This window comes from Enterococcus sp. DIV0174 (genome assembly GCF_050529065.1).
Classification (GTDB): Bacteria; Bacillota; Bacilli; order Lactobacillales; family Enterococcaceae; genus Enterococcus_B; species Enterococcus_B thailandicus.
In genome coordinates this window covers 113286-133355 of sequence record NZ_CP172881.1, presented here as the reverse complement: position 1 = coordinate 133355, position 20070 = coordinate 113286, and the positions used below count along the sequence as shown (strand labels likewise).

The 20070-nt window shown below is 37.7% G+C and carries 18 protein-coding genes; 5 read left to right on the top strand and 13 right to left on the bottom strand.

Going from position 1 to position 20070, the window contains the following annotated elements; genetic code table 11:
* Positions 1 to 78: 78 nt before the first annotated feature.
* The 3 genes from IGJ93_RS00700 (at position 79) to IGJ93_RS00690 (ending at position 4038) form a co-directional block, all read left to right on the top strand.
* Positions 79 to 1671 (top strand): ABC transporter permease subunit, encoded by a 1593-nt coding sequence (locus IGJ93_RS00700; RefSeq protein WP_067483417.1) that lies wholly within the window; start codon positions 79 to 81, stop codon positions 1669 to 1671.
* A 12-nt stretch (positions 1672 to 1683) separates the two neighbouring features.
* Complete coding sequence (locus IGJ93_RS00695) at positions 1684 to 2424, top strand: amino acid ABC transporter ATP-binding protein (protein WP_067483419.1); 741 nt, start codon at positions 1684 to 1686, stop codon at positions 2422 to 2424.
* A gap of 261 nt (positions 2425 to 2685) precedes the next feature.
* On the top strand, positions 2686 to 4038 hold the full coding sequence (locus IGJ93_RS00690) for an amino acid permease (protein WP_285700769.1): 1353 nt from the start codon (positions 2686 to 2688) through the stop codon (positions 4036 to 4038).
* 46 nt (positions 4039 to 4084) lie between these two features.
* Here the strand turns inward: IGJ93_RS00690 and IGJ93_RS00685 are convergent, their stop codons facing one another.
* Positions 4085 to 4693, bottom strand: coding sequence for a TMEM175 family protein (locus IGJ93_RS00685; protein WP_071868734.1), 609 nt, complete (start codon positions 4691 to 4693; stop codon positions 4085 to 4087).
* Positions 4694 to 4845: 152 nt separating this feature from the next.
* Here IGJ93_RS00685 and brnQ point away from each other — a divergent pair, with 152 nt between their 5' ends.
* Entirely contained in the window at positions 4846 to 6207 is a 1362-nt protein-coding gene (gene brnQ / locus IGJ93_RS00680) for a branched-chain amino acid transport system II carrier protein (protein ID WP_285700767.1), read from the top strand.
* 276 nt (positions 6208 to 6483) lie between these two features.
* Here brnQ and IGJ93_RS00675 read toward each other — a convergent pair whose 3' ends face one another.
* From IGJ93_RS00675 to treR, 7 genes are all read right to left on the bottom strand, one after another.
* The gene (locus tag IGJ93_RS00675) at positions 6484 to 6858 is read right to left on the bottom strand and encodes a hypothetical protein (protein ID WP_071868736.1); all 375 of its coding nucleotides are present in this window, start codon (positions 6856 to 6858) and stop codon (positions 6484 to 6486) included.
* A gap of 131 nt (positions 6859 to 6989) precedes the next feature.
* Positions 6990 to 7457, bottom strand: coding sequence for a low molecular weight protein-tyrosine-phosphatase (locus IGJ93_RS00670; protein WP_075491316.1), 468 nt, complete (start codon positions 7455 to 7457; stop codon positions 6990 to 6992).
* A 37-nt stretch (positions 7458 to 7494) separates the two neighbouring features.
* Positions 7495 to 8076: a TetR/AcrR family transcriptional regulator gene (locus tag IGJ93_RS00665; RefSeq protein ID WP_218658025.1), complete on the bottom strand. Its 582-nt coding sequence runs from the start codon at positions 8074 to 8076 to the stop codon at positions 7495 to 7497.
* 37 nt (positions 8077 to 8113) lie between these two features.
* On the bottom strand, positions 8114 to 9115 hold the full coding sequence (ruvB, locus tag IGJ93_RS00660) for a Holliday junction branch migration DNA helicase RuvB (protein WP_067483426.1): 1002 nt from the start codon (positions 9113 to 9115) through the stop codon (positions 8114 to 8116).
* A 12-nt stretch (positions 9116 to 9127) separates the two neighbouring features.
* On the bottom strand, positions 9128 to 9730 hold the full coding sequence (gene ruvA / locus IGJ93_RS00655) for a Holliday junction branch migration protein RuvA (RefSeq protein ID WP_067483428.1): 603 nt from the start codon (positions 9728 to 9730) through the stop codon (positions 9128 to 9130).
* 177 nt (positions 9731 to 9907) lie between these two features.
* Positions 9908 to 10357, bottom strand: coding sequence for a peptide-methionine (R)-S-oxide reductase MsrB (gene msrB / locus IGJ93_RS00650; protein ID WP_284591121.1), 450 nt, complete (start codon positions 10355 to 10357; stop codon positions 9908 to 9910).
* A gap of 78 nt (positions 10358 to 10435) precedes the next feature.
* Positions 10436 to 11149 (bottom strand): trehalose operon repressor, encoded by a 714-nt coding sequence (gene treR, locus IGJ93_RS00645; RefSeq protein ID WP_430596965.1) that lies wholly within the window; start codon positions 11147 to 11149, stop codon positions 10436 to 10438.
* A gap of 233 nt (positions 11150 to 11382) precedes the next feature.
* On the opposite strand from treR, the gene treP reads away from it, so the two are divergent.
* Positions 11383 to 13365, top strand: a complete 1983-nt coding sequence (gene treP, locus IGJ93_RS00640) for a PTS system trehalose-specific EIIBC component (RefSeq protein WP_285603383.1) — start codon at positions 11383 to 11385, stop codon at positions 13363 to 13365.
* A 78-nt stretch (positions 13366 to 13443) separates the two neighbouring features.
* Here the strand turns inward: treP and IGJ93_RS00635 are convergent, their stop codons facing one another.
* From IGJ93_RS00635 to IGJ93_RS00615, 5 genes are read right to left on the bottom strand one after another with little or no spacing between them, the layout of a single operon-like run.
* Positions 13444 to 14004, bottom strand: coding sequence for a Maf family protein (locus tag IGJ93_RS00635; protein WP_071868738.1), 561 nt, complete (start codon positions 14002 to 14004; stop codon positions 13444 to 13446).
* Between the two features lie 21 nt (positions 14005 to 14025).
* Positions 14026 to 16128 (bottom strand): DNA mismatch repair endonuclease MutL, encoded by a 2103-nt coding sequence (mutL, locus tag IGJ93_RS00630; protein WP_071868739.1) that lies wholly within the window; start codon positions 16126 to 16128, stop codon positions 14026 to 14028.
* A gap of 17 nt (positions 16129 to 16145) precedes the next feature.
* Complete coding sequence (mutS, locus tag IGJ93_RS00625) at positions 16146 to 18764, bottom strand: DNA mismatch repair protein MutS (protein WP_285700762.1); 2619 nt, start codon at positions 18762 to 18764, stop codon at positions 16146 to 16148.
* Positions 18712 to 19131 (bottom strand): YlbF family regulator, encoded by a 420-nt coding sequence (locus IGJ93_RS00620; protein ID WP_067483441.1) that lies wholly within the window; start codon positions 19129 to 19131, stop codon positions 18712 to 18714. Before IGJ93_RS00620 ends, mutS begins: the two co-directional genes overlap by 53 nt.
* 9 nt (positions 19132 to 19140) lie before the next feature.
* Entirely contained in the window at positions 19141 to 19938 is a 798-nt protein-coding gene (locus IGJ93_RS00615) for a TIGR00282 family metallophosphoesterase (RefSeq protein WP_270492878.1), read from the bottom strand.
* Positions 19939 to 20070: the final 132 nt, after the last annotated feature.

The following is a 20070-nucleotide window of genomic DNA, read 5'->3' as shown; positions in this document are numbered from 1 at the left end:
TTTTAGATAAGCAGCTGCAACTCATTGTTCAATCAGACCGCTCGTTCAAGATGTATCAGAAAGAAGAGGAGAAAGAACATGAATAAAAATTTTGTTTCAGTTACCGTATTATTTGCATTTATCTTTTCATTATTTAGCGTAAGCACATCTGCTTTTGCCGATGAAAAAACACCCGACAACGAATTTCGCGTTGGGATGGAGGCAGGTTACGCTCCGTTCAACTGGTCTCAACAAACGGATAAGAACAACGCATTACCAATTGACGGACAAAAAAGTTACGCTGGTGGCTATGATGTTCAAATCGCAAAAAAAGTTGCAGACGGCTTAGGAAAAAATTTAGTTATCGTCCAAACAAAATGGGATGGTTTAGCCCCTGCTCTTCAATCAGGAAAAATTGATGCAATCATCGCAGGGATGAGCCCGACTGCGGAAAGAAAAAAAGAAATTGATTTCACTGACCCTTACTATGAGTCTCAATTAGTTGTGGTAGTTAAAAAAGACGGCAACTTTGCGAATGCAAAAAAACTAGCTGACTTAGAAAATGCGAAAATCACTGCACAATTAAATACCTTCCACTATAGTGTCATCGACCAAATTCCAAATGTTCAAAAGCAACAAGCAATGGATAATTTCTCTGCTATGAGGACTGCCTTAGCTTCTGGAATGATTGATGGTTACGTCAGCGAGCGACCTGAAGGTGTCACAGCTACTAGCGTGAATAAAGACCTAAAAATGTTGGAATTCACAGGCGAAAATGGTTTTGAAACAAATGCAGAAGATGTTCAAATTGCCATCGGGATGCGCAAAAATGATACTGATATTCAAAAAGTCAATGAAATTCTTTCAGGTATCTCACAAGATGAGCGTACTGCAATGATGGATCAAGCAATCAAGGACCAGCCTGCTTCAACTGACGAAGAAGAACAATCAGGAATCTTTACCGATTTCAAAAATATTTGGAACCAATATGGGGAAATGTTTCTTCGCGGTGCAGGTCTTACATTATTCATCGCATTGATTGGTACAATTGTCGGAACAACCCTTGGTTTATTGATTGGTGTTTTCCGTACAATCCCTGAATCAGATAATAAAGTTACGCAGTTTTTCCAAAAAATCGCAAACGGTCTGCTTTCAATTTATATCGAAGTTTTCCGCGGGACGCCGATGATGGTACAAGCAATGGTTATCTTCTATGGATTAGCTTTAGCATTTGGTATTTCATTGAACCGGACAATTGCAGCATTATTTATTGTTTCAATCAACACAGGTGCTTATATGACAGAAATCGTTCGTGGTGGTATTTTCGCCGTAGATGAAGGCCAGTTTGAAGCCGCACAAGCAATCGGGATGACACATGGACAAACGATGCGTAAAGTTGTGATTCCTCAAGTCCTACGAAACATCTTACCAGCAACAGGTAATGAATTTGTAATCAACATTAAAGACACAGCTGTATTGAGTGTAATTGGTGTAGCAGACTTGTTCTTCCAAGGGAACTCTGCTTCCGGGGCAAACTTCCAATTCTTCCAAACCTTTACGATTGTAGGGATTATTTACTTAGTTATGACCTTTACAATTACGAGAATCTTGCGTTTTGTTGAAAAGAAAATCGATGGCCCTTCAGCTTACACAAAAATTGAAGAAGTCGAAAATTCAAACTTGCAAGAATAAGGAGGAAGAAACATGAGCGAAACAATTATTGAAATCAATCATTTAAGAAAAAGTTTTGGTGAAAACGAAGTACTAAAAGACATTAACGTGACGGTTAATAAAGGTGAAGTTGTAACGATTATCGGATCTTCTGGTTCAGGTAAATCAACCTTCTTACGCTGTATCAATCTTCTAGAAAAACCAACCGGTGGCGAAATTATTTACGAAGGTGAAAATGTCTTAGCCCCTAAATATAATTTGCCGAAATACCGTACACACTTAGGTATGGTGTTCCAATCGTTCAATTTATTCAATAATATGAATGTTTTAGAAAACTGTATGTCCGGTCAAGTGACCGTTTTAAAACGAGATAAAGAATCTGCACGAAAAATCGCCATTGAAAATTTAGAAAAAGTTGGCATGGATCGCTACATCGAAGCGAGACCTTCTCAACTATCTGGTGGTCAAAAACAACGTGTCGCTATCGCACGCGCGTTATCTATGGATCCGGATGTTTTATTATTCGATGAACCAACTTCAGCATTAGATCCAGAAATGGTTGGTGAAGTTCTAAACACAATGAAAGATTTAGCTCACACTGGGTTAACAATGATTATCGTGACACATGAAATGGAATTCGCAAAAGATGTTTCGGATCGCGTCATCTTCATGGATAAAGGGATCATCGCAGAAGAAGGCTCGCCTGAAGATATCTTTGTTCATCCAAAAGAAGATCGAACAAAAGAATTCTTATCACGCATTTTAAACAAATAAATCTTCAAACAAAAAACTAGGATCAAGCAAGATCCTAGTTTTTTTGTTGTCATCCTTCATTGAAGTCCAAAGATAGTTGATTAACCTGCGTTTTCATTTCTAACAATCAGAAAACTTTTTTGAATAGCTATACCCTATCTTGACGGAGCTTATTTGTTTATTTTAGGAACTTTTTTCCACCTATTTAGAAAACAAAGTTGTCATTTTCTGAAAACTCTCTTAAACTTAAGATAATTACTTTTTAGTTAGGATGATTATTTTATGGACGAAAATGAACAAGAACTACAGCGGGGACTTAAGAATCGGCATGTCCAACTGATTTCAATTGGGGGAGCAATTGGGACTGGCCTTTTCTTAGGTTCCGGAAAGACGATTCAGTTAGCGGGGCCTTCCATTTTACTCGCTTACTTGATTACTGGTTGTATTTGTTTTTTCATTATGCGTGCGCTAGGTGAGTTGCTTTTATCCAACACAAACAATCACTCTTTCCTAGATTTTATTGCAGAGTATCTTGGAAAAAAAGCGGCGTTTGTTACAGGATGGACTTATTGGTTTTGTTGGATTGCAATTGCTATGGCAGATTTAACCGCAATTGGGATGTACGTTCGGTATTGGGCACCTGGTGTTCCTCAATGGCTTCCAGAACTAATTGCTCTCATTTTACTGCTTGCTTTGAACATGGTCGCTGTCTCACTTTTTGGTGAACTAGAATTTTGGTTTGCACTAATCAAAGTGGTTGCCATTATTGCCTTCATTCTTGTTGGTGTCTACATGATTCTCACCCATTATCAAACAAGTGCTGGCCCTGCTGCTCTTTCAACTCTGTGGTCACATGGAGGATTTTTTCCAAAAGGTGCAAAAGGATTTATTCTTTCCTTTCAAATGGTTACTTTTGCCTTCGCTGGTATCGAATTAGTTGGTTTGGTTGCTGGTGAAACAAAGAATCCGGAAAAAGTCTTGCCAGAAGCAATCAATAATATTCCAATTCGCATCATTTTATTTTATTTAGGTTCTCTATTTGTCATCATGTCAATCTACCCTTGGAACAGTCTAAACGCAAATGAAAGTCCGTTTGTGGAAGTATTTTCTGAAATTGGTATTACGATGGCTGCTTCAATCATCAATTTGGTCGTTTTAAGTGCTGCGGCATCTGCCTGTAATAGTGCAATTTATAGCACTGGACGAATGCTTCGTTCTCTTTCACAAGAAGGGAGCGCACCTAAACGATTTAAAAAATTAACCACTCATCATGTACCAGGACAATCATTGGTCTTTTCAACAATTATTATTTTTATTTCAGTTGTTCTTAATTACATTATGCCTAGTGAGGTCTTTACTTTAGTCAGTAGCATTGCAACCACTTGTTTCTTATTTATCTGGAGCATGCTTGTGTATACTCATTTAAAATATCGTCGGAGTATCTTAGGGAAGAAGTCACATTCATTCAAGATGCCTTTTTATCCGATTAGTAACTATCTTGTCTTTCTCTACATGTTATTCGTCTGTGGTGTATTGATCTTAGGTGAAGATACTCGACTGGCATTTTTCTTAACTCCAATTTGGTTTATTGCTTTATTAACCATTTATCATTTGAAATATGAACGAAAAAAATAAAGAAACTCTTTTTCCAAAAGAAATTAGATTTGGAAAAAGAGTTTCTTTATTTGCTCACTTCTTTTCTTTTGTGTAAAAAGATTTTCTGATAGTAATAGTCTGATTTTTTATAGGACAATACCCATAAACCAGATACAAGGAAACGTCCAAACAAGCCAATCAATGGTTGAAAAAAGACCCCAATAATTAAACCAATATTGATAATCATCGAAATCATGCTTCGATGATCCTTAGAAACTGTTTTGACTACATGAGAATCTTTGCTATTTGCTTTCAAAACTTGTTTGATTAAAATGCCGAAAGATAGACTCCACATTGTGTAAACAATGACATAAGACATCTCAGGCCAAAATGCTGTCGGATTTCTCCCGACCCAGCTTGTAACTGATGGACAAAGTGTCAGCCAAAACAGCCAAAAGATATTTGCCCACACTACTCGATAATTAATTTTATCTGCCATTTGAAAGATGCGATGATGATTAACCCAAATCACTGCAACAAAGAGAAAACTGATTGAATACGCAAGCAAAGTATTTCTAATTCCCCACAACGATTGAAAATTAGCAGGATCAGGAATTTCAATATCTAACACCAATACGGTCAAAACAATGGCTACCACACCATCTGTAAATGCCTCTAACCTTGATTTTGTCATTTTTTCCTCCTTTACTTCAACGCTGATTTCATTTTAGCACTGGTTCTGCAAAAATACTTACCAATAATACTGTATAAATTTTCAGAAAATTGTTGCGTACACACACAATTTCTGTTACCTTAAAAAAAATGAATTTTAAAGGAGACTCGTCTATGACAAAAAAACTGTCATTTAAAGAAAGTATATTTATTGGTTCAATGCTTTTTGGATTATTTTTTGGAGCAGGAAACTTAATATTTCCTGTTCATATGGGACAAGAGGCTGGCTCAGCCGTTTTTTGGGCAAATCTTGGATTCCTAGTTACCGGAATTGGCTTGCCTTTCTTGGGTGTTATTGCCATTGGTGTATCAAAAAGCTCTGGTGTTTATGAACTGGCCCAACGCGTGAATCGGAAATATGCAATTATTTTTACTATTTTACTTTATTTAGTAGTTGGCCCCTTTTTTGCTTTACCACGGTTAGCCAGCACTTCGTTTGAAATTGGCTTGGCACCTTTCATTGCACCAAAGCAGCAATCACTTTTTCTAGCACTTTTTAGTATCTTATTCTTCTTTACTGCTTGGTGGTTATCACGTAGACCAACCAAAATTTTAGATTACGTTGGTAAGTTTTTAAATCCAATCTTTTTAGTTTTACTAGGAATCTTACTTTTATTAGGATTTTTGAATCCACTTGGTTCCATTCCTGATGCTCCAATCCAACCTCATTATCAAACACATGCCTTCTTCACTGGTTTCACTCAAGGCTACAATACGTTAGATGCACTTGCTTCTCTAGCTTTTGGAATCATTATCGTCACAACGATTCGTGGAATGGGCATTACCAAATCATCAGATATTGCAAAAGGTACAATCAAATCGGGTGCAATCAGTGTTCTTTTGATGGGAATCATTTATACTCTGCTTTCTTACTTAGGAACGATGAGCTTAGGTATGTTTCCTTTAAGTGAAAATGGCGGAATCGCTCTAGCTCAAATCGCTGATTATTATTTAGGAACTTACGGAAGTATCTTGCTAGCATTGATTGTCATTCTTGCTTGTTTAAAAACTGGCATTGGTTTAATCACGGCATTTGCCGAAACTTTTTCAGAACTTTTTCCAAAGAGAAGCTATTTATTTTTCGTAACACTAGCAAGTGTCCTTGCTTGCTTGGTTGCTAATGTCGGCTTGACAAAGATTATCCAGATTTCTTTACCTGTTTTAATGTTTATTTATCCTTTAGCAATGACATTGATTTTATTGGTATTATGCGAGTCTTTGTTCAAAAAACGAGCATGTGTTTATCGAATGACTACGTACTTTACTTTGATTGCATCTGTTCTTGACGCATTAAATGCGTCACCTGCTCTCATCAAGGATACACCGTTTGTTCAAACGATTTTACGATTTGCTGAAAGCTATTTGCCATTCTTTTCCTTTGGCATGGGCTGGATTGTTCCAGCAATTATCGGTTTCGTTATTGGATTAGGCTGGAGCTTTATAAAAAAAGAAACTGTCACATCAGTAAATGAGTAACACTTTTTTGATTACTTTACGTGCGAAATTAGAAAGACATTTTTTTATAGCTAAAACTTAACAACTTTCGAAAAAAATCGTCACAAAATATTCACAACTTCACTCTATTATATAGACATACCAACAAACAACCCTAACAACACTTTTTCATTTTTAACTCCTTTCCTGCTAGCCCCCCAGCTAGCAGGATCTTTTTTTATAAAACAAATCAAAAAAGAGCTTTTCTATCAGCTGATAGAAAAGCTCTTTTAGTTTCCTTAAAATAAAACACCAATCTTAACGTGATAAACGTTCTTGTTCTCCACTTGGCGATAAGCTCGTGATTTTTTCAATTTGCTCAATGGGAATCATCCGAATTTGTTGCTCTTCATTTCGTAAACGAATCATGACACGTTCTTTTTCAACGATTTTTGTCGCTACCCATCCAGATACTGTTTCATGCTTATTACTTAAACGATTTTCTCTCACTTGCAAAACAACTAGACTATTTTGTACCGCAGCTTTTTGAAGCTCAAGAACAAACTCTCCTTGTTTACGTACATTCTTGGCCTTTTCTTCTGTATCATTGACAAAAGAATCAAAAAACTGATACGACGTATGCGTCACTAACTTGGTAAGTTTCTTCATTGGTGATACTGTTTCCTCGTCCATCGAATGTACTCCTCCTTTTGCTAAGAAAGTAATGAATTAAGTAATTTTATTTTACCTAAATCTAATGGAAAAAACAAGAAAATAAGCTTTCTGATTAAAACCTTCTCGTTCATTTTTTAATATACAACTCGTTATTTTATGTTTGCTTTTGATGTGAAGTCCCAATGGTCTAATCCCTCATTAATCAACTGAAATGTTTCCTCAAAGTTATTTGTAAAGTAAGGATCAGGAACATCTTCCATTTCTTTTCCAGGGACAACACTCATAAATAATTTGATTTTATCTTGTGCATTTTCAGGTGCGATTCGTTGTAATTCTCGTACATTTTCTTGATCCATACCGATAATCCAATCAAACGTTTCAAAATCTTTTGGCGTAATTTGGCGAGCAATCATATTACTTGTATCAATCGCTTCTTCGTCAAGGATTCTTTGCGTTCCTGGATGCGGTGCAGAACCAATTTCATAAGAACTGGTAGCAGCAGAATCGATCAAAAATTCAGCAGCCTGTTTTGTTTTCTGTACTCGTTTTTGTAACAAACCTTCTGCCATTGGCGAGCGACAAATATTTCCTAAACAAACAAATAAAACTTTGGTCATTTTTTCCCCTCCATTTTATAAAAAGACAACTATTTCTTTACTCATCCGACTCTGATTCTTCCTGTGCATATAGACGGTAAGAATAGAGTTCCGTGTCTTTTGCTAAGCGAAATAGTTGCATCGCGATTTCCATCGGTGTTTCCTGGTAATCATGCGTTATCCAATTGACTAAAACACCGCTGCAACCATAAGAGAAAAAGCGGGCATAAAAAAGTTTATCTTGTTGCGACAATTGTCTTTCTTGGTCCATTTGGTTAAAAATGCTGATAAACGATTGCTGGATAATTGTCGAAAATTCTTGTTGCAATACTTCTTGGTCTGACGCCACCGTATTGCTATAAAATTCTTTGTCATCAGCAATAACTTTCAGCATTTTTAGTGCTTGTTCTTCCCAATTATCTAATGATAAATTATGAGGATCTAAAAAGTGAAAGGCATCTTCAAAGTACACCCAACGAAGTAAGTCATACTTGTCTGTAAAATGATAATAAAATGTTTGACGGTTGATGTTCGCTTCATGCGCGATTTCCTGAACACTTATTTTACGAAATGTTTTTTGTTGGCATAGGTGAATCAATGCCTGTTTGATTACTTGTTTTGTGTGAATGGAGTCACCCATTTTTTCTCCTCCCATCTCAATAAACTTGTTACTTCGATTAATTATTATACGGATAACCAAAGTGCTCATAGGCGTATGCGGTAGCAATTCTTCCACGAGGTGTTCGCTTCAAAAAACCTTTTTGAATCAAGAATGGTTCATACATATCTTCAACCGTTTCACGCTCTTCTCCAATATTTACAGACAACGTGCTCAAGCCAACTGGTCCACCGCCATACAATTCAATCATCGTTCGTAATAATTTTTGGTCAACGTAATCTAACCCGGCATGATCGACTTGTAAAAGAGTCAGTGCTTGATCGGCGATATTTCGGTCAATTTTTCCATCTGCTTGGACTTGTGCAAAATCACGTACTCTTTTTAATAAACGGTTCGCAATTCGTGGGGTTCCTCGCGAACGACGTGCAATTTCAATTGCCCCGTCTTCGACAATGTCCGTTTGAAAAATAGAAGCAGAACGCTGAACGATTTCTCGTAAATCACCTTCATCGTAGTATTCCATGTGTGAAATAATTCCAAAGCGGTCACGTAACGGTGCCGAAAGCATTCCTGCACGCGTCGTTGCCCCAATCAATGTAAATGGGGGTAAAGGAAAATGTACGGGGTGTGCTGTTGGTCCCTGCCCAACCATGATATCCACGTAAAAGTCTTCCATTGCTGAATAGAGCGTTTCTTCTGCTACTCGTGGTAGGCGATGGATTTCATCAATAAACAATACATCCCCTGCTTCCAGTTCGTTCAAAATCGCGACCAAGTCACCCGGTCGTTCAATCGCTGGCCCGCTTGTGGTACGAATGTTTACAGACATCTCATTTGCAATCACCATTGCCATTGTCGTTTTTCCTAAACCCGGCGGACCATACAATAGAACATGATCGAGTGGTTCCTCGCGGTTACGAGCAGCTTCGATATAAATTTGGAGTTCCTGCTTCACCTTATCCTGTCCAATGTATTGTGATAATAAATGTGGTCGGAGAGATTTTTCCAAACTAAGTTCATTCTCGCCAGTTTCTGGTGATAGAATATGTTCGTCTGTCATCATAGTTCCCTCCTATTTTTTCATCATCAATTTCAGTGCTTGGCGTAAGTATTCATCGGTAGTCAAGTTATCTTGTGCTTGTAGTTGTTTTTCTACACGTTTCACTTCTTTGGCACTATACCCCAACGCATTTAAAGCTTCCATTGCTTCAGCTAATGCCGTTGTATCTTGCGTGTTTGCTTCATCAAATAAATTGATTGGTGCTTCAATACTGATTTCACCTAGTTTTCCTTTTAGATCCAGAATCATTTGTTGTGCAGTCTTTTTACCCACACCGGGAAACTTCGTTAAATAAGTGACATCACCCGACTCAATTGCATGAATCAAACCTGAATGATCATCGCTTGCCATGATTGCTAACGCACTTTTTGGGCCAATTCCTGAAACACTCACCAGTCTTAAGAAAAGTTGCTTCTCTTCTAAACTAGAAAAGCCATAAAGTAGATGGCCATCTTCACGAATAACCTGCTGGATATAAATAGTGATTTCTTGGTTCATCTTACTACTATAACGATAAGGATTTCCTAAAGCGATTTGGTAACCAATTCCTTGATTTTCTACCACAATATAATAAGGGCTGATAAATGTAACCGTCCCTTTTAGATATTCATACATTCCATTTTCCTCTTTCTTTCACACACATACGTTCGCTTTATTGTAGCACATTTCAACGGCCGAAAAAAGTAGCTTCCTCTTAAGCAAGTTCAAACAAAAAACTGAAAAATGCGAATAAAAAAGAAACCTCGTTTGGTCTTACCTATTCCGAGGTTTCTCCTTCTTTCCTTAGTTGAATCATTCAACAAGTGATTTATATTTTTCGTAACCATTTTCAGCCATTTCATCATATGGAATAAATTTTAATGAAGCCGAGTTAATGCAGTAACGCAATCCACCTTTTTCTACCGGACCATCATCAAAAACATGACCGAGATGTGAATCGGCACTTTGACTTCTAACTTCTACTCTGCGCATCCCATGTGAGCGATCGGTTTTTTCAGTAATTTCCTCTTCACTAATTGGCTTACTAAAAGAAGGCCAGCCACAACCTGCGTCATATTTTTCTGTTGAACTGAATAAAGGTTTACCACTCACGATATCAACATAAATTCCCTTTTCATAAAAGTCATCATATTTTCCGCTAAATGGACGTTCAGTCGCATTTTCTTGCGTCACTGCGTAAGCAATTGGTGATAATTTTTGTTTTAATTCTTCATCAGGTACTGGATTTGTTTCTTTTGACATTGATGCCATCCCCTTTTTGTCAATTTTACTGACTAACAACGAGAAGAGGCAACTAATCTGCTCACTTCTTGCTAAGAATTAAACTTTGCGGCGACGAGCAAATTCAACAAAACGAAATTTATCTAATCGATGAATTGATTCTGTGTATTCAAAGCAACGCGTGTCTTCCAGATGCACTAATCCTCGGACAATTACCACATACGGATCGTCTTTTAAGGTCATGGCTTCATGGATTTCTGGTGTCACAGGCTCTACTGTGATTTCTTTTTGGGCATAAGCAATCGTCAATCCAAGGTCATTTTCAAAATAATCATAGATAGATGCCTTTGCGTGTTCAATTGACAAAGTTGGTACGACTTCCTTTAGCAAGTAATCACGATCTAAAATGACAACTTCACCTGCAATTTTTCGTTGCCGAACTAAATGCCAAACTGGTGTCCCAATTTTCCACCCAGTAATTTCACTTAACTCCTTATCCACTTTTGTTTCACTTAGTTCTTGAACAATGGTTTCACTTGGAATATTTTGGGTTTCTTGCAATTCTTTATAACTCGTCAAACCAGAAATTGGAAAATCAAAACGACTTCGCTCTAAGACAATCGATCCTTTTCCCTGTTTTTTTTGAATATAACCTTCTGTTGTCAATAATTGTAATGCTTTTCGAATTGTTTCTCGAGAGACGCCATAAATTTTGATTAATTGATTTTCACTTGGTAAAAGTGTGTGCGGAGGATACTGCTTTGCTAAAATTTTTTTCTCCAGATCCAAAAAAATTTCATTAAATTTATTCATTGTTTTGATTCCTCCACCCAATTATTTTTTCGATTATTGCTTCACTATACTATAGCTTTGTTTTCATTTCAACGTTCAAAAAAGACGAAAAAAGACGCATCTTAACAGAAAAGAAACCGATTCCGGCGACCAATGACAACATTCGGAATAAAACGCTTGCATTTTATTTTTGATTCCAGTATAGTTGATTCAAGAAACTTGCATAGACAAGTTGAACGAAAGGAGTTTTTCTTATGACAAAGTACCAAGCAGATGCCGAGAAATTATTAAAAGAAATCGGCGGAAAAGAAAATATTGCTGCAGTCAGCCATTGTGCCACTCGAATGCGTTTTGTTTTAAATGATCCAGCAGTCGCAAATGAGGAAGCAATAGAAGATATTCCAAGCGTAAAAGGAATGTTTACTAATGCTGGACAGTTTCAAGTTATCATTGGGAACGATGTAGCAACTTTCTACAATGATTTTGTTGCTGTATCTGGTGTAGAAGGCGTTTCAAAAGAACAAAGTAAAGCATATGCAAAACAAAATCTGAATCCTATTCAACGAGCAGTCGCTGTCTTAGCTGAAATTTTTACTCCATTGATTCCTGCAATTATTGTTGGTGGACTGATTTTAGGATTTCGAAATGTATTGGAAGGAATCCAATTTGATAGCCTTGGTGGAACAATCGTTGAGCACTCACAGTTTTGGAGTGGCGTGAATGCGTTTTTATGGTTACCTGGTGAAGCAATCTTCCATTTCCTACCAGTCGGAATTACCTGGAGCATCGCGAAAAAAATGGGCACTACGCAAATATTAGGAATTGTTTTAGGTATTACCTTAGTTTCTCCGCAATTATTAAATGCTTATGGCGTTGCCTCTACTGCAGCTGCAGATATTCCATTTTGGGATTTTGGGTTTGCACAAATTGATATGATTGGTTACCAAGCACAAGTTATTCCTGCAATGTTGGCCGGATTCATGCTTGCATACTTAGAAATCTTTTTCCGAAAAATTATTCCACAATCGATTTCGATGATTTTTGTTCCACTTTTCTCTTTAGTCCCAACTGTTTTAGCGGCTCATGTAATTTTAGGACCAATTGGTTGGACAATCGGAAGCTGGATCTCAACTGTCGTTAATGCTGGTTTAACTTCTTCAATCAGCTGGTTATTCAGTGCTGTCTTTGGTTTCTTATACGCACCACTCGTAATTACAGGACTTCACCACATGACGAATGCAATCGATATGCAATTGATTGCAGACTTTGGCTCAACAAATCTTTGGCCAATGATTGCTCTGTCAAACATTGCACAAGGTTCAGCCGTCTTAGCAATTATTTTCTTGCATCGTGGAAACGAGAAAGAAGAACAAATTTCGATTCCTGCTATGATCTCTTGTTACTTAGGAGTTACTGAACCTGCTATGTTTGGTATCAATTTAAAATATGTTTATCCATTTGTTGCCGCAATGATTGGTTCTGGTTTAGCTGGCATGTTTGCCACATTGATGAGCGTTCGCGCAAATGCAATTGGTGTCGGTGGCTTACCAGGAATTTTAGCAATTCAAGCAGAGTCTTGGGTACCGTTCATTATCGCAATGATTATCGCCATCTTTATTCCATTTGGTTTAACAGTTATTTTCAGACGCCAAGGAATCTTAAACAAAATTGATCCTGTTTCGCCAGCTACTGAAGCTATCGGTGCACAATTTGAAACGGCAAACGGTACAACAGCTGTCCCAGAAAAAACGCAATTTGAAGCTACTACTACTACGCTTAAAACAGAAAAATTATTTGCAGTTGCTGCAGGTGAACTAAAAGAAATCACTCACGTAGATGATCCAGTTTTCTCACAAAAAATGATGGGTGACGGCTATGCTATCGTACCAGCTAACAATAAAGTTTTCTCACCAGTTACTGGAACAATCACTAACATTTTTGAAACCAAACACGCCATTGGTATTCTTTCTAAAGAAGGTATTGAAGTTTTAGTACACATGGGCTTAGATACAGTTGAGTTAAAAGGCACTCCGTTCACTGTTCATGTTCAAGAAGGCGAGTTAGTAACACCAAGTTCACTGATTGCAGAAATGGCTGTCGAACAAGTAGAACAAGCAGGCAAGAAAACAGACATTCTTGTTGTCTTAACAAACACCGAAAAAATTGACAGCTTCTCACTTGATAAAACTGGACTTGTTCGCCCAGAAGAACAAGTTGGTCAAGCTGAAGTTCGCTAAGTCTTTCGCTCTTTGATTCATAAATAGTAAAAAAATAAGAGCCACGACAATTGTCGTGGCTCTTATTTTTTTATTTCTTTAAAACACAAATTTTTTCAGCGACTGATTAACTGCGCCAATTGGAAAACCAACAATGCTGTAGTAATCGCCTCTTATTTCTTTGACAAATGCACCCGCAAAACTTTGAATGCCATAAGAACCTGCTTTGTCTTGATAATCTCCTGTCGCCAAATACGTATCGATTTCTTGTTCTGTTAGTGGATAAAAGGTTACTTCTGCTTGTGCTAAAATCTTTTCTTCACGTTCTTTTGATTTTAAGACAACAGCAGTATATACCTGATGTGTTTCCCCACTTAATGATTGAAGCGTTGCTTTTGCATCCGCTAAATCTACCGGTTTCCCTAAAATTTGTTGTTGATGAACAACCGTTGTGTCACTAGCAATTACTAATGTTTGTTCCGTTTGCTGTTCCACTACTGCTTGTGCTTTTTCATATGCCATTCGCTGAACATACGTGACAGGATCTTCACCCTTAATCGGCGTCTCATCAATAGCAGCTGGTTGAATTGCAAACTCAGAAACTAAACGACCAAGCAGTTCCTTTCTTCTAGGAGATTGAGAAGCTAATACTATTTTCATTTTCTGCCTCTTTCCTATTTTTTAATGTGGATCTTGGATACGTTTAAACATCCGTTCCATATCCGAATTAGTAAAATGGATCAATACTGGTCGGCCGTGTGGGCAATTGAAGGGATTTTCACATTGCGCTAAATCTTTTAGCAATACGCGAGCTTGTGCTTCATTCAAATAATGATTTGCTTTGATTGAACGTTTACAGCTCATCATGATCGCCGTTGCTTCACGGAATTTTTTCACGCTAACACTGCCTGTCGTCAGCAACATATCAATCATTTCTCGGATGATCGATTCTTCTTCTCCATTTGGATACCATGTTGGATGAGCCCGTACAATGAAACTATTTTGCCCAAATTCTTCCAAATAAATACCGGATTCTTCAAGTAAATGTTTCTTTTCTTTTAGCTTCAATGCATCATTGTTGGGATAGTCCAAAACAAAAGGTACCAACAATTCTTGCAAGTCATTTGACACTTCACCGATTTTTTCACGGAAATATTCGTACTTGATACGTTCTTGTGCCGCATGTTGATCGATAATGTATAAGCCCGTACTACTTTGTGCAAATAGATAAGTGCCATGCATCTGTCCAAAATATTCCAGTTGGGGAAAACGTTCAGTTACTTTTTCTGTTTCTAATTTTTGAATGGCTTGATCCAATGCCCGACTATTCCCTTGACCAAATTCTGGATGCAAGGCAAGCTCGTCTTCGTAAACTTGTTCTGAGGCGTTCATTTCAACAGTTGGGGATAGTTCTTCTTGAAATTCAACATTATCCACAGTGGATAATGTCTCTTCTGTAATTTTATCAACAGACTTTTCTACAAAGTTTTCCACAGAGTTCTCGTGTTTATCCACCGTTTTTCCACTATTTTCTGGATAATTTGTCAATTCTTCAGAAAACGGAGCAAAGTTTTCAACATTTTCCACAGAGTTATCAACAACTTTTCCAAAACTAGCTTGTTCGGTTTCTTTCACGTAAAAACTACTTGTTTCTCGATCAAAATTTAAACTTTGTGGTTTTTGTGGTTTTTCATCTTCAAACGCATAAGATAAATCAATTTCTGTTTGTTCAACTTTTGGCTGATCTGTTACTTTCTTTTTAAATCGTAAATTATCTGCAGCACTAGGAATCAAATTTTCTTGACTCAGTGCTTCTTGTATTGCATTTGCTATCAAATCAGTCAATTCTTTTTCTTTGGATAAGCGAACTTCTTGCTTTGTTGGGTGAACGTTCACATCAACTAATAGTGGATCCATTTTGATTTCTAAAACAGCAATTGGATATCGACCAACCATCAATTTTGAGCCATAACCAGCTACAATTGCTTTATTCAAAGCAAAGTTTTTGATATAACGTCCGTTGATAATCGTTGATAGATAGTTTCGGCTGGCACGAGTTACCTCTGGAAGCGAGACATAACCCAGCAGCTCAAAGTCTAAATCTTTTGCTTCAATTTTTAGCATTTTTTTGGCAGTAGCTAAACCATAAATACCAGCAATGGTTTGTTTGAGTTCCCCATTTCCCGCTGTTGCTAACATTTTATTGCCATCATGAACGAGGCGAAAAGCAATGTTTGGATGGCTTAACGCCAAGCGATTCACAATATCTCCAATATTTGCGAGTTCTGTATGCAACGTTTTGACATATTTGAGGCGAGCAGGTGTATTGAAAAAAAGATTGCTTACCGTAATCTTCGTTCCTTGGCGTAATGGTGCTGGACGATGTTCCATAATCTCGCCACCTTTTAGCGCTACATAAGTGCCTTGACTTTCTTCTTGATTAGCTGTTTCGATCGTTAATTCAGAAACAGAGGCAATACTTGGAAGTGCTTCGCCACGAAAGCCAAGTGTACGAATCCGAAATAGATCATCTCGATTATGAATTTTACTTGTTGCATGACGCTTAAATGCACTTTCAACGTCATCGGTCAAAATTCCCTCACCATTATCTATCACTTGAATTGTTCGCAGACCAGCTTCTTCCACTAAGATATCAATCTGACTGCTTCCTGCATCAATCGCATTTTCAACCAATTCTTTCACAACCGATGCAGGTCGTTCGACGACTTCACCGGCTGCAATCTGATTGGCTAAACGTTCTGATAGTTCTTGGATTTTCGCCATGGGTCTACGCCTTCTTTCTAAAGTTGTTTTTGCAATTCATATAATTTATTCAGTGCGTCCATTGGCGTCATTTCTAATAAATTAAGTTCTTTTAATGACGTAACAACCCCTTGTTCTTCATCAGTCAGCTCAGAGAATAGAGAAAGTTGCTGTGTTTCCTCATTCACTTGTGCTTTCGAAGTCTGTGCAGGCTCTTCCTGTACCTTCACAACAGATTTAATTGGTTCAACAGGGATTTGATGATGTTTTTCTTCCCCAGATTCAAGTGTTGCTAAAATCGTTGATGCTCGTTTCAACAAATCGATTGGTAGTCCCGCAATTTTCGCTACATGAATCCCATAACTTTTATCTGCTGGTCCTTCCATCATCTTATGAAGAAAGACGACTTCTCCATCTTTTTCGATTGCTCCTACATGAACATTTTTTAATTGAGATAATTCTTGGTCTAAGACTGTTAGTTCATGATAATGCGTCGAGAAAAGTGTTTTTGCCTGAACATTTTGATGAATATATTCAATGATTGCTTGTGCTAACGCCATCCCATCATATGTCGCTGTCCCACGACCAAGCTCATCAAATAGAATCAAACTATTGGGTGTAGCATTTCGCAATGCTTGATTGGCTTCCATCATTTCAACCATGAAGGTACTTTGGCCAGCAATCAAGTCATCACTTGCCCCAATACGAGTGAAGATTCGATCAAAAATCGGCAAAATGGCTTTTTGTGCCGGAACAAAGCAACCCATTTGTGCCATAATGACGGTTAATGCAAGTTGGCGCATATACGTGCTTTTCCCTGACATATTCGGTCCTGTGATTAATAAAATCATCTCTTGTTCATCCATCTCAACACTATTTGGAATATATTCTTGATGTCCCAGTACTTTTTCAACGACTGGGTGTCTGCCATCTTGAATGCATAATTGTTGACTATTATTCGTTAAGATTGGACGAACATATTGGTAACGTTCACTGATTGTTGCAAAGCTTTGCAACACGTCCACCGCACTGATTGATTTTGCCAACGTTTGTAAAGGTTGAATGGCTTTTTTGACCTCTTCGCGAACAGCTAAAAATAGTTGATATTCTAAATCAACAGATTTTTCTTCTGCTTCAAGGATTTGAGTTTCTAGTTCTTTCAACTCTGGCGTAATAAAGCGTTCTGCATTTGCTAACGTTTGTTTACGCTCGTACTTTCCTTCTTCTAAGTTTGCTAAATTTGATTTTGTAATTTCGATATAATACCCAAACACACGGTTGAAACCAACTTTTAAATTTTTGATGCCTGTCTCTTTTCGTTCACGGGCTTCTAGTTCGGCTAACCATTGTTTCCCGTTTTTCATGGCTGAACGATAGGCATCTAATTGTTCATTGAACCCATCGCGAATCACGTTACCTTCTGTGATTTGTAATGGAGGGTCTTCTTTTATTGCATGGCTGATTAGTTGAACTAGCCCTTCCATTGGTTGCATTTTTTCTAATAGCGATTGCCATTGTCCTTGGTCGATTCCTTCAATCAGTTGACGGATCATCGGCACTTGTTCAAGTGACGTCTTCAACTGAATCAAATCACGACCATTAACATTTCCAAATGCCACTCGGCCAGCTAAGCGCTCCAAATCATAAACTTTGGTCAAAGAACTTTGTAAATCAATTCGTTCAAAGTAGCTATCAACTAAGGAGGCCACCATCTCTTGGCGAGCGTTAATCGCATGCGATTGAATCAATGGTCGATCAAGCCATTGTTTTAGCATTCGGCCGCCCATTGCGGTCTTTGTTTCATCTAATAGCCACAATAAAGTGCCATGTTTTTTACCCGTTCGGATCGACTGGCTTAATTCCAAATTGAATTTGGAATAATAATCCATTTTTAAATAGTGATCTGGTTGATATTCCACCGCATTTTGAATATGCGCTAAGCTCCGCTTTTGCGTCACTGCCAAGTAAGTTAATAACTTACCTGTAGCTTCTTTTTCAAGATCATCCGTTATTTCGCGAGTCAAAAAATTAAATTCGGCATTTTCCTCTAGTGTTTCTTGAGAAGAAAAAACTAAGCCCAGACGAATACTTAGTTGTTCACGTAGGCTAGCAGAAATTTCTGTACCCAGAACTAATTCTTTTGTCTGTAATGCAGAAGTTTCATTTAAAACGCCTTCTTCATCAAAAAGATGCGCTGTTTTTAACTCACCTGTGCTTAAATCAACATAAGCAAAACCAAATTCATTGTCTTCTTGTACAATAGCAGTCAAGTAATTATTATCTTTTGCAGAAAGTCCCTTACTGTCCATGACTGTTCCTGGTGTAATTAACTGAACAACTTCACGTTTGACCATACCTTTCGTTGTTTTCGGATCTTCAACTTGCTCGCAAATCGCCACTTTATGTCCTTTTTCCACTAAACTGTCGATATACCCTTGGGCTGCATGATGCGGAACGCCACACATTGGGATCGGATCATCTGCGTTGCGATTTCGACTCGTTAGCGTTAGCTCTAATAGCTGTGAAACTTGGATTGCATCTTCATAAAATAGTTCATAAAAATCACCAAGACGATAAAACAAAAAAGCATCTTGGTATTGCGCCTTAATGCTTAGATATTGTTCCATCATTGGTGTGTTCTTCGTTTTTTGAGGCATCGTTTTCCTCCTCTAATAATTCATTGATTTCATCTTGAATCAACCCAGTTAAATGGTGCAAGAGATCATTTGCCTCGAGCAATTGGCGACGATAGGCAACCACTAAAGGGTGCTGTTCAAATGTTTTCGTCAATTGATTCGCCCGGGTGATTGCTGTTTGCTCAGCAATCACTTTTCCATAGTGACCAAATTGGACTGCCTCTTTTTGCGCCACTTTGATCTCTTCGGTCAATTCTTTTAAGTAATTATTTTGATGGACCTTTTCTTCTAACTCTTTATAGCGGATAATAATTTCATTGTTGCTTAGAAGTTTGGTCAGTTGCTCAACTGTTTCTTGTATCTCTGGTTCATTTTCTAAAAAAGCCATTGATCTGCCTCATTCCATAAATGGTCGGTCGTCATTGATTTGGATCAATTGGATATCTTTTGCTTTTCCAGTTGCATCATCAATTTCTAACAAACAACCACATAAAATAGCGCGACCTTCTTCCACAACTTCAAAACGTTTTGGCATTGCCGTTAAAAATTTTTCGATAATTACATCCCGACGCATTCCTAAAATACCATCATATGGTCCTGTCATACCGACATCCGTTAAGTACGCGGTTCCTTTTGGCAAAATCCGTGCATCATTGGTCTGGACATGTGTATGTGTTCCAACAACAGCTGACACTTCACCATCTAAAAACCAGCCCATTGCTTGTTTTTCGCTAGTCGTTTCTCCATGGAAATCGACAAAAATGATTGGCGTTCTTTTTCTTGCTTCAGCAACTAATGCTTGCATTTTACGAAATGGGTCATCCAAATCCGTCATAAATGAACGAGCTTGCATATTGATAACAGCAAGTTCCACTTGATTGACTTTGACAAATACCATTCCTTGACCTGGTGTTCCTTCTGGAAAGTTTGCTGGACGAACCATTTTTTTCGCGTCATCAATAAATTCAAAAATATCGCGATTGTCCCATGTATGGTTTCCCATAGTCACAACATCCACACCATCTTGTAAAAGTTTTTTATAGATTTTTTCAGTGATACCTCTTCCAGAAGCTGCATTTTCACCATTCACGATGGTTACTTGTGGACGATATTTTTTCTTTAAACGAGGGACATATTCCGTAATCATTTCTCTCCCCATCGAACCCACTACATCACCAATAAACAATACCCGCACATTGATTCCTCTTCTCTTTTAACATCATTCTATTATTATAGTAGTTTTTTTTAAGAAAGAAAAGCTCTCTGAGAAGGTTGTAACTATGAGGCGTAAGACAAACGATTGAACAAAAAAAGTCCGAGACGAAAG

Bases quoted from the DNA above. Each gene is read 5' to 3' on its own strand.
- IGJ93_RS00675 (WP_071868736.1), bottom strand. From the start codon at position 6,858: ATGGACGAGGAAACAGTATCACCAATGAAGAAACTTACCAAGTTAGTG.
- IGJ93_RS00690 (WP_285700769.1), top strand. From the start codon at position 2,686: ATGGACGAAAATGAACAAGAACTACAGCGGGGACTTAAGAATCGGCAT.
- IGJ93_RS00665 (WP_218658025.1), bottom strand. From the start codon at position 8,076: ATGGGTGACTCCATTCACACAAAACAAGTAATCAAACAGGCATTGATT.
- IGJ93_RS00685 (WP_071868734.1), bottom strand. From the start codon at position 4,693: ATGACAAAATCAAGGTTAGAGGCATTTACAGATGGTGTGGTAGCCATT.
- treR (WP_430596965.1), bottom strand. From the start codon at position 11,149: ATGAATAAATTTAATGAAATTTTTTTGGATCTGGAGAAAAAAATTTTA.
- msrB (WP_284591121.1), bottom strand. From the start codon at position 10,357: ATGTCAAAAGAAACAAATCCAGTACCTGATGAAGAATTAAAACAAAAA.
- IGJ93_RS00620 (WP_067483441.1), bottom strand. From the start codon at position 19,131: ATGGCTTTTTTAGAAAATGAACCAGAGATACAAGAAACAGTTGAGCAA.
- ruvB (WP_067483426.1), bottom strand. From the start codon at position 9,115: ATGACAGACGAACATATTCTATCACCAGAAACTGGCGAGAATGAACTT.
- treP (WP_285603383.1), top strand. From the start codon at position 11,383: ATGACAAAGTACCAAGCAGATGCCGAGAAATTATTAAAAGAAATCGGC.
- ruvA (WP_067483428.1), bottom strand. From the start codon at position 9,730: ATGTATGAATATCTAAAAGGGACGGTTACATTTATCAGCCCTTATTAT.
- IGJ93_RS00700 (WP_067483417.1), top strand. From the start codon at position 79: ATGAATAAAAATTTTGTTTCAGTTACCGTATTATTTGCATTTATCTTT.
- brnQ (WP_285700767.1), top strand. From the start codon at position 4,846: ATGACAAAAAAACTGTCATTTAAAGAAAGTATATTTATTGGTTCAATG.
- mutL (WP_071868739.1), bottom strand. From the start codon at position 16,128: ATGGCGAAAATCCAAGAACTATCAGAACGTTTAGCCAATCAGATTGCA.
- IGJ93_RS00695 (WP_067483419.1), top strand. From the start codon at position 1,684: ATGAGCGAAACAATTATTGAAATCAATCATTTAAGAAAAAGTTTTGGT.
- IGJ93_RS00635 (WP_071868738.1), bottom strand. From the start codon at position 14,004: ATGAAAATAGTATTAGCTTCTCAATCTCCTAGAAGAAAGGAACTGCTT.
- IGJ93_RS00670 (WP_075491316.1), bottom strand. From the start codon at position 7,457: ATGACCAAAGTTTTATTTGTTTGTTTAGGAAATATTTGTCGCTCGCCA.
- mutS (WP_285700762.1), bottom strand. From the start codon at position 18,764: ATGCCTCAAAAAACGAAGAACACACCAATGATGGAACAATATCTAAGC.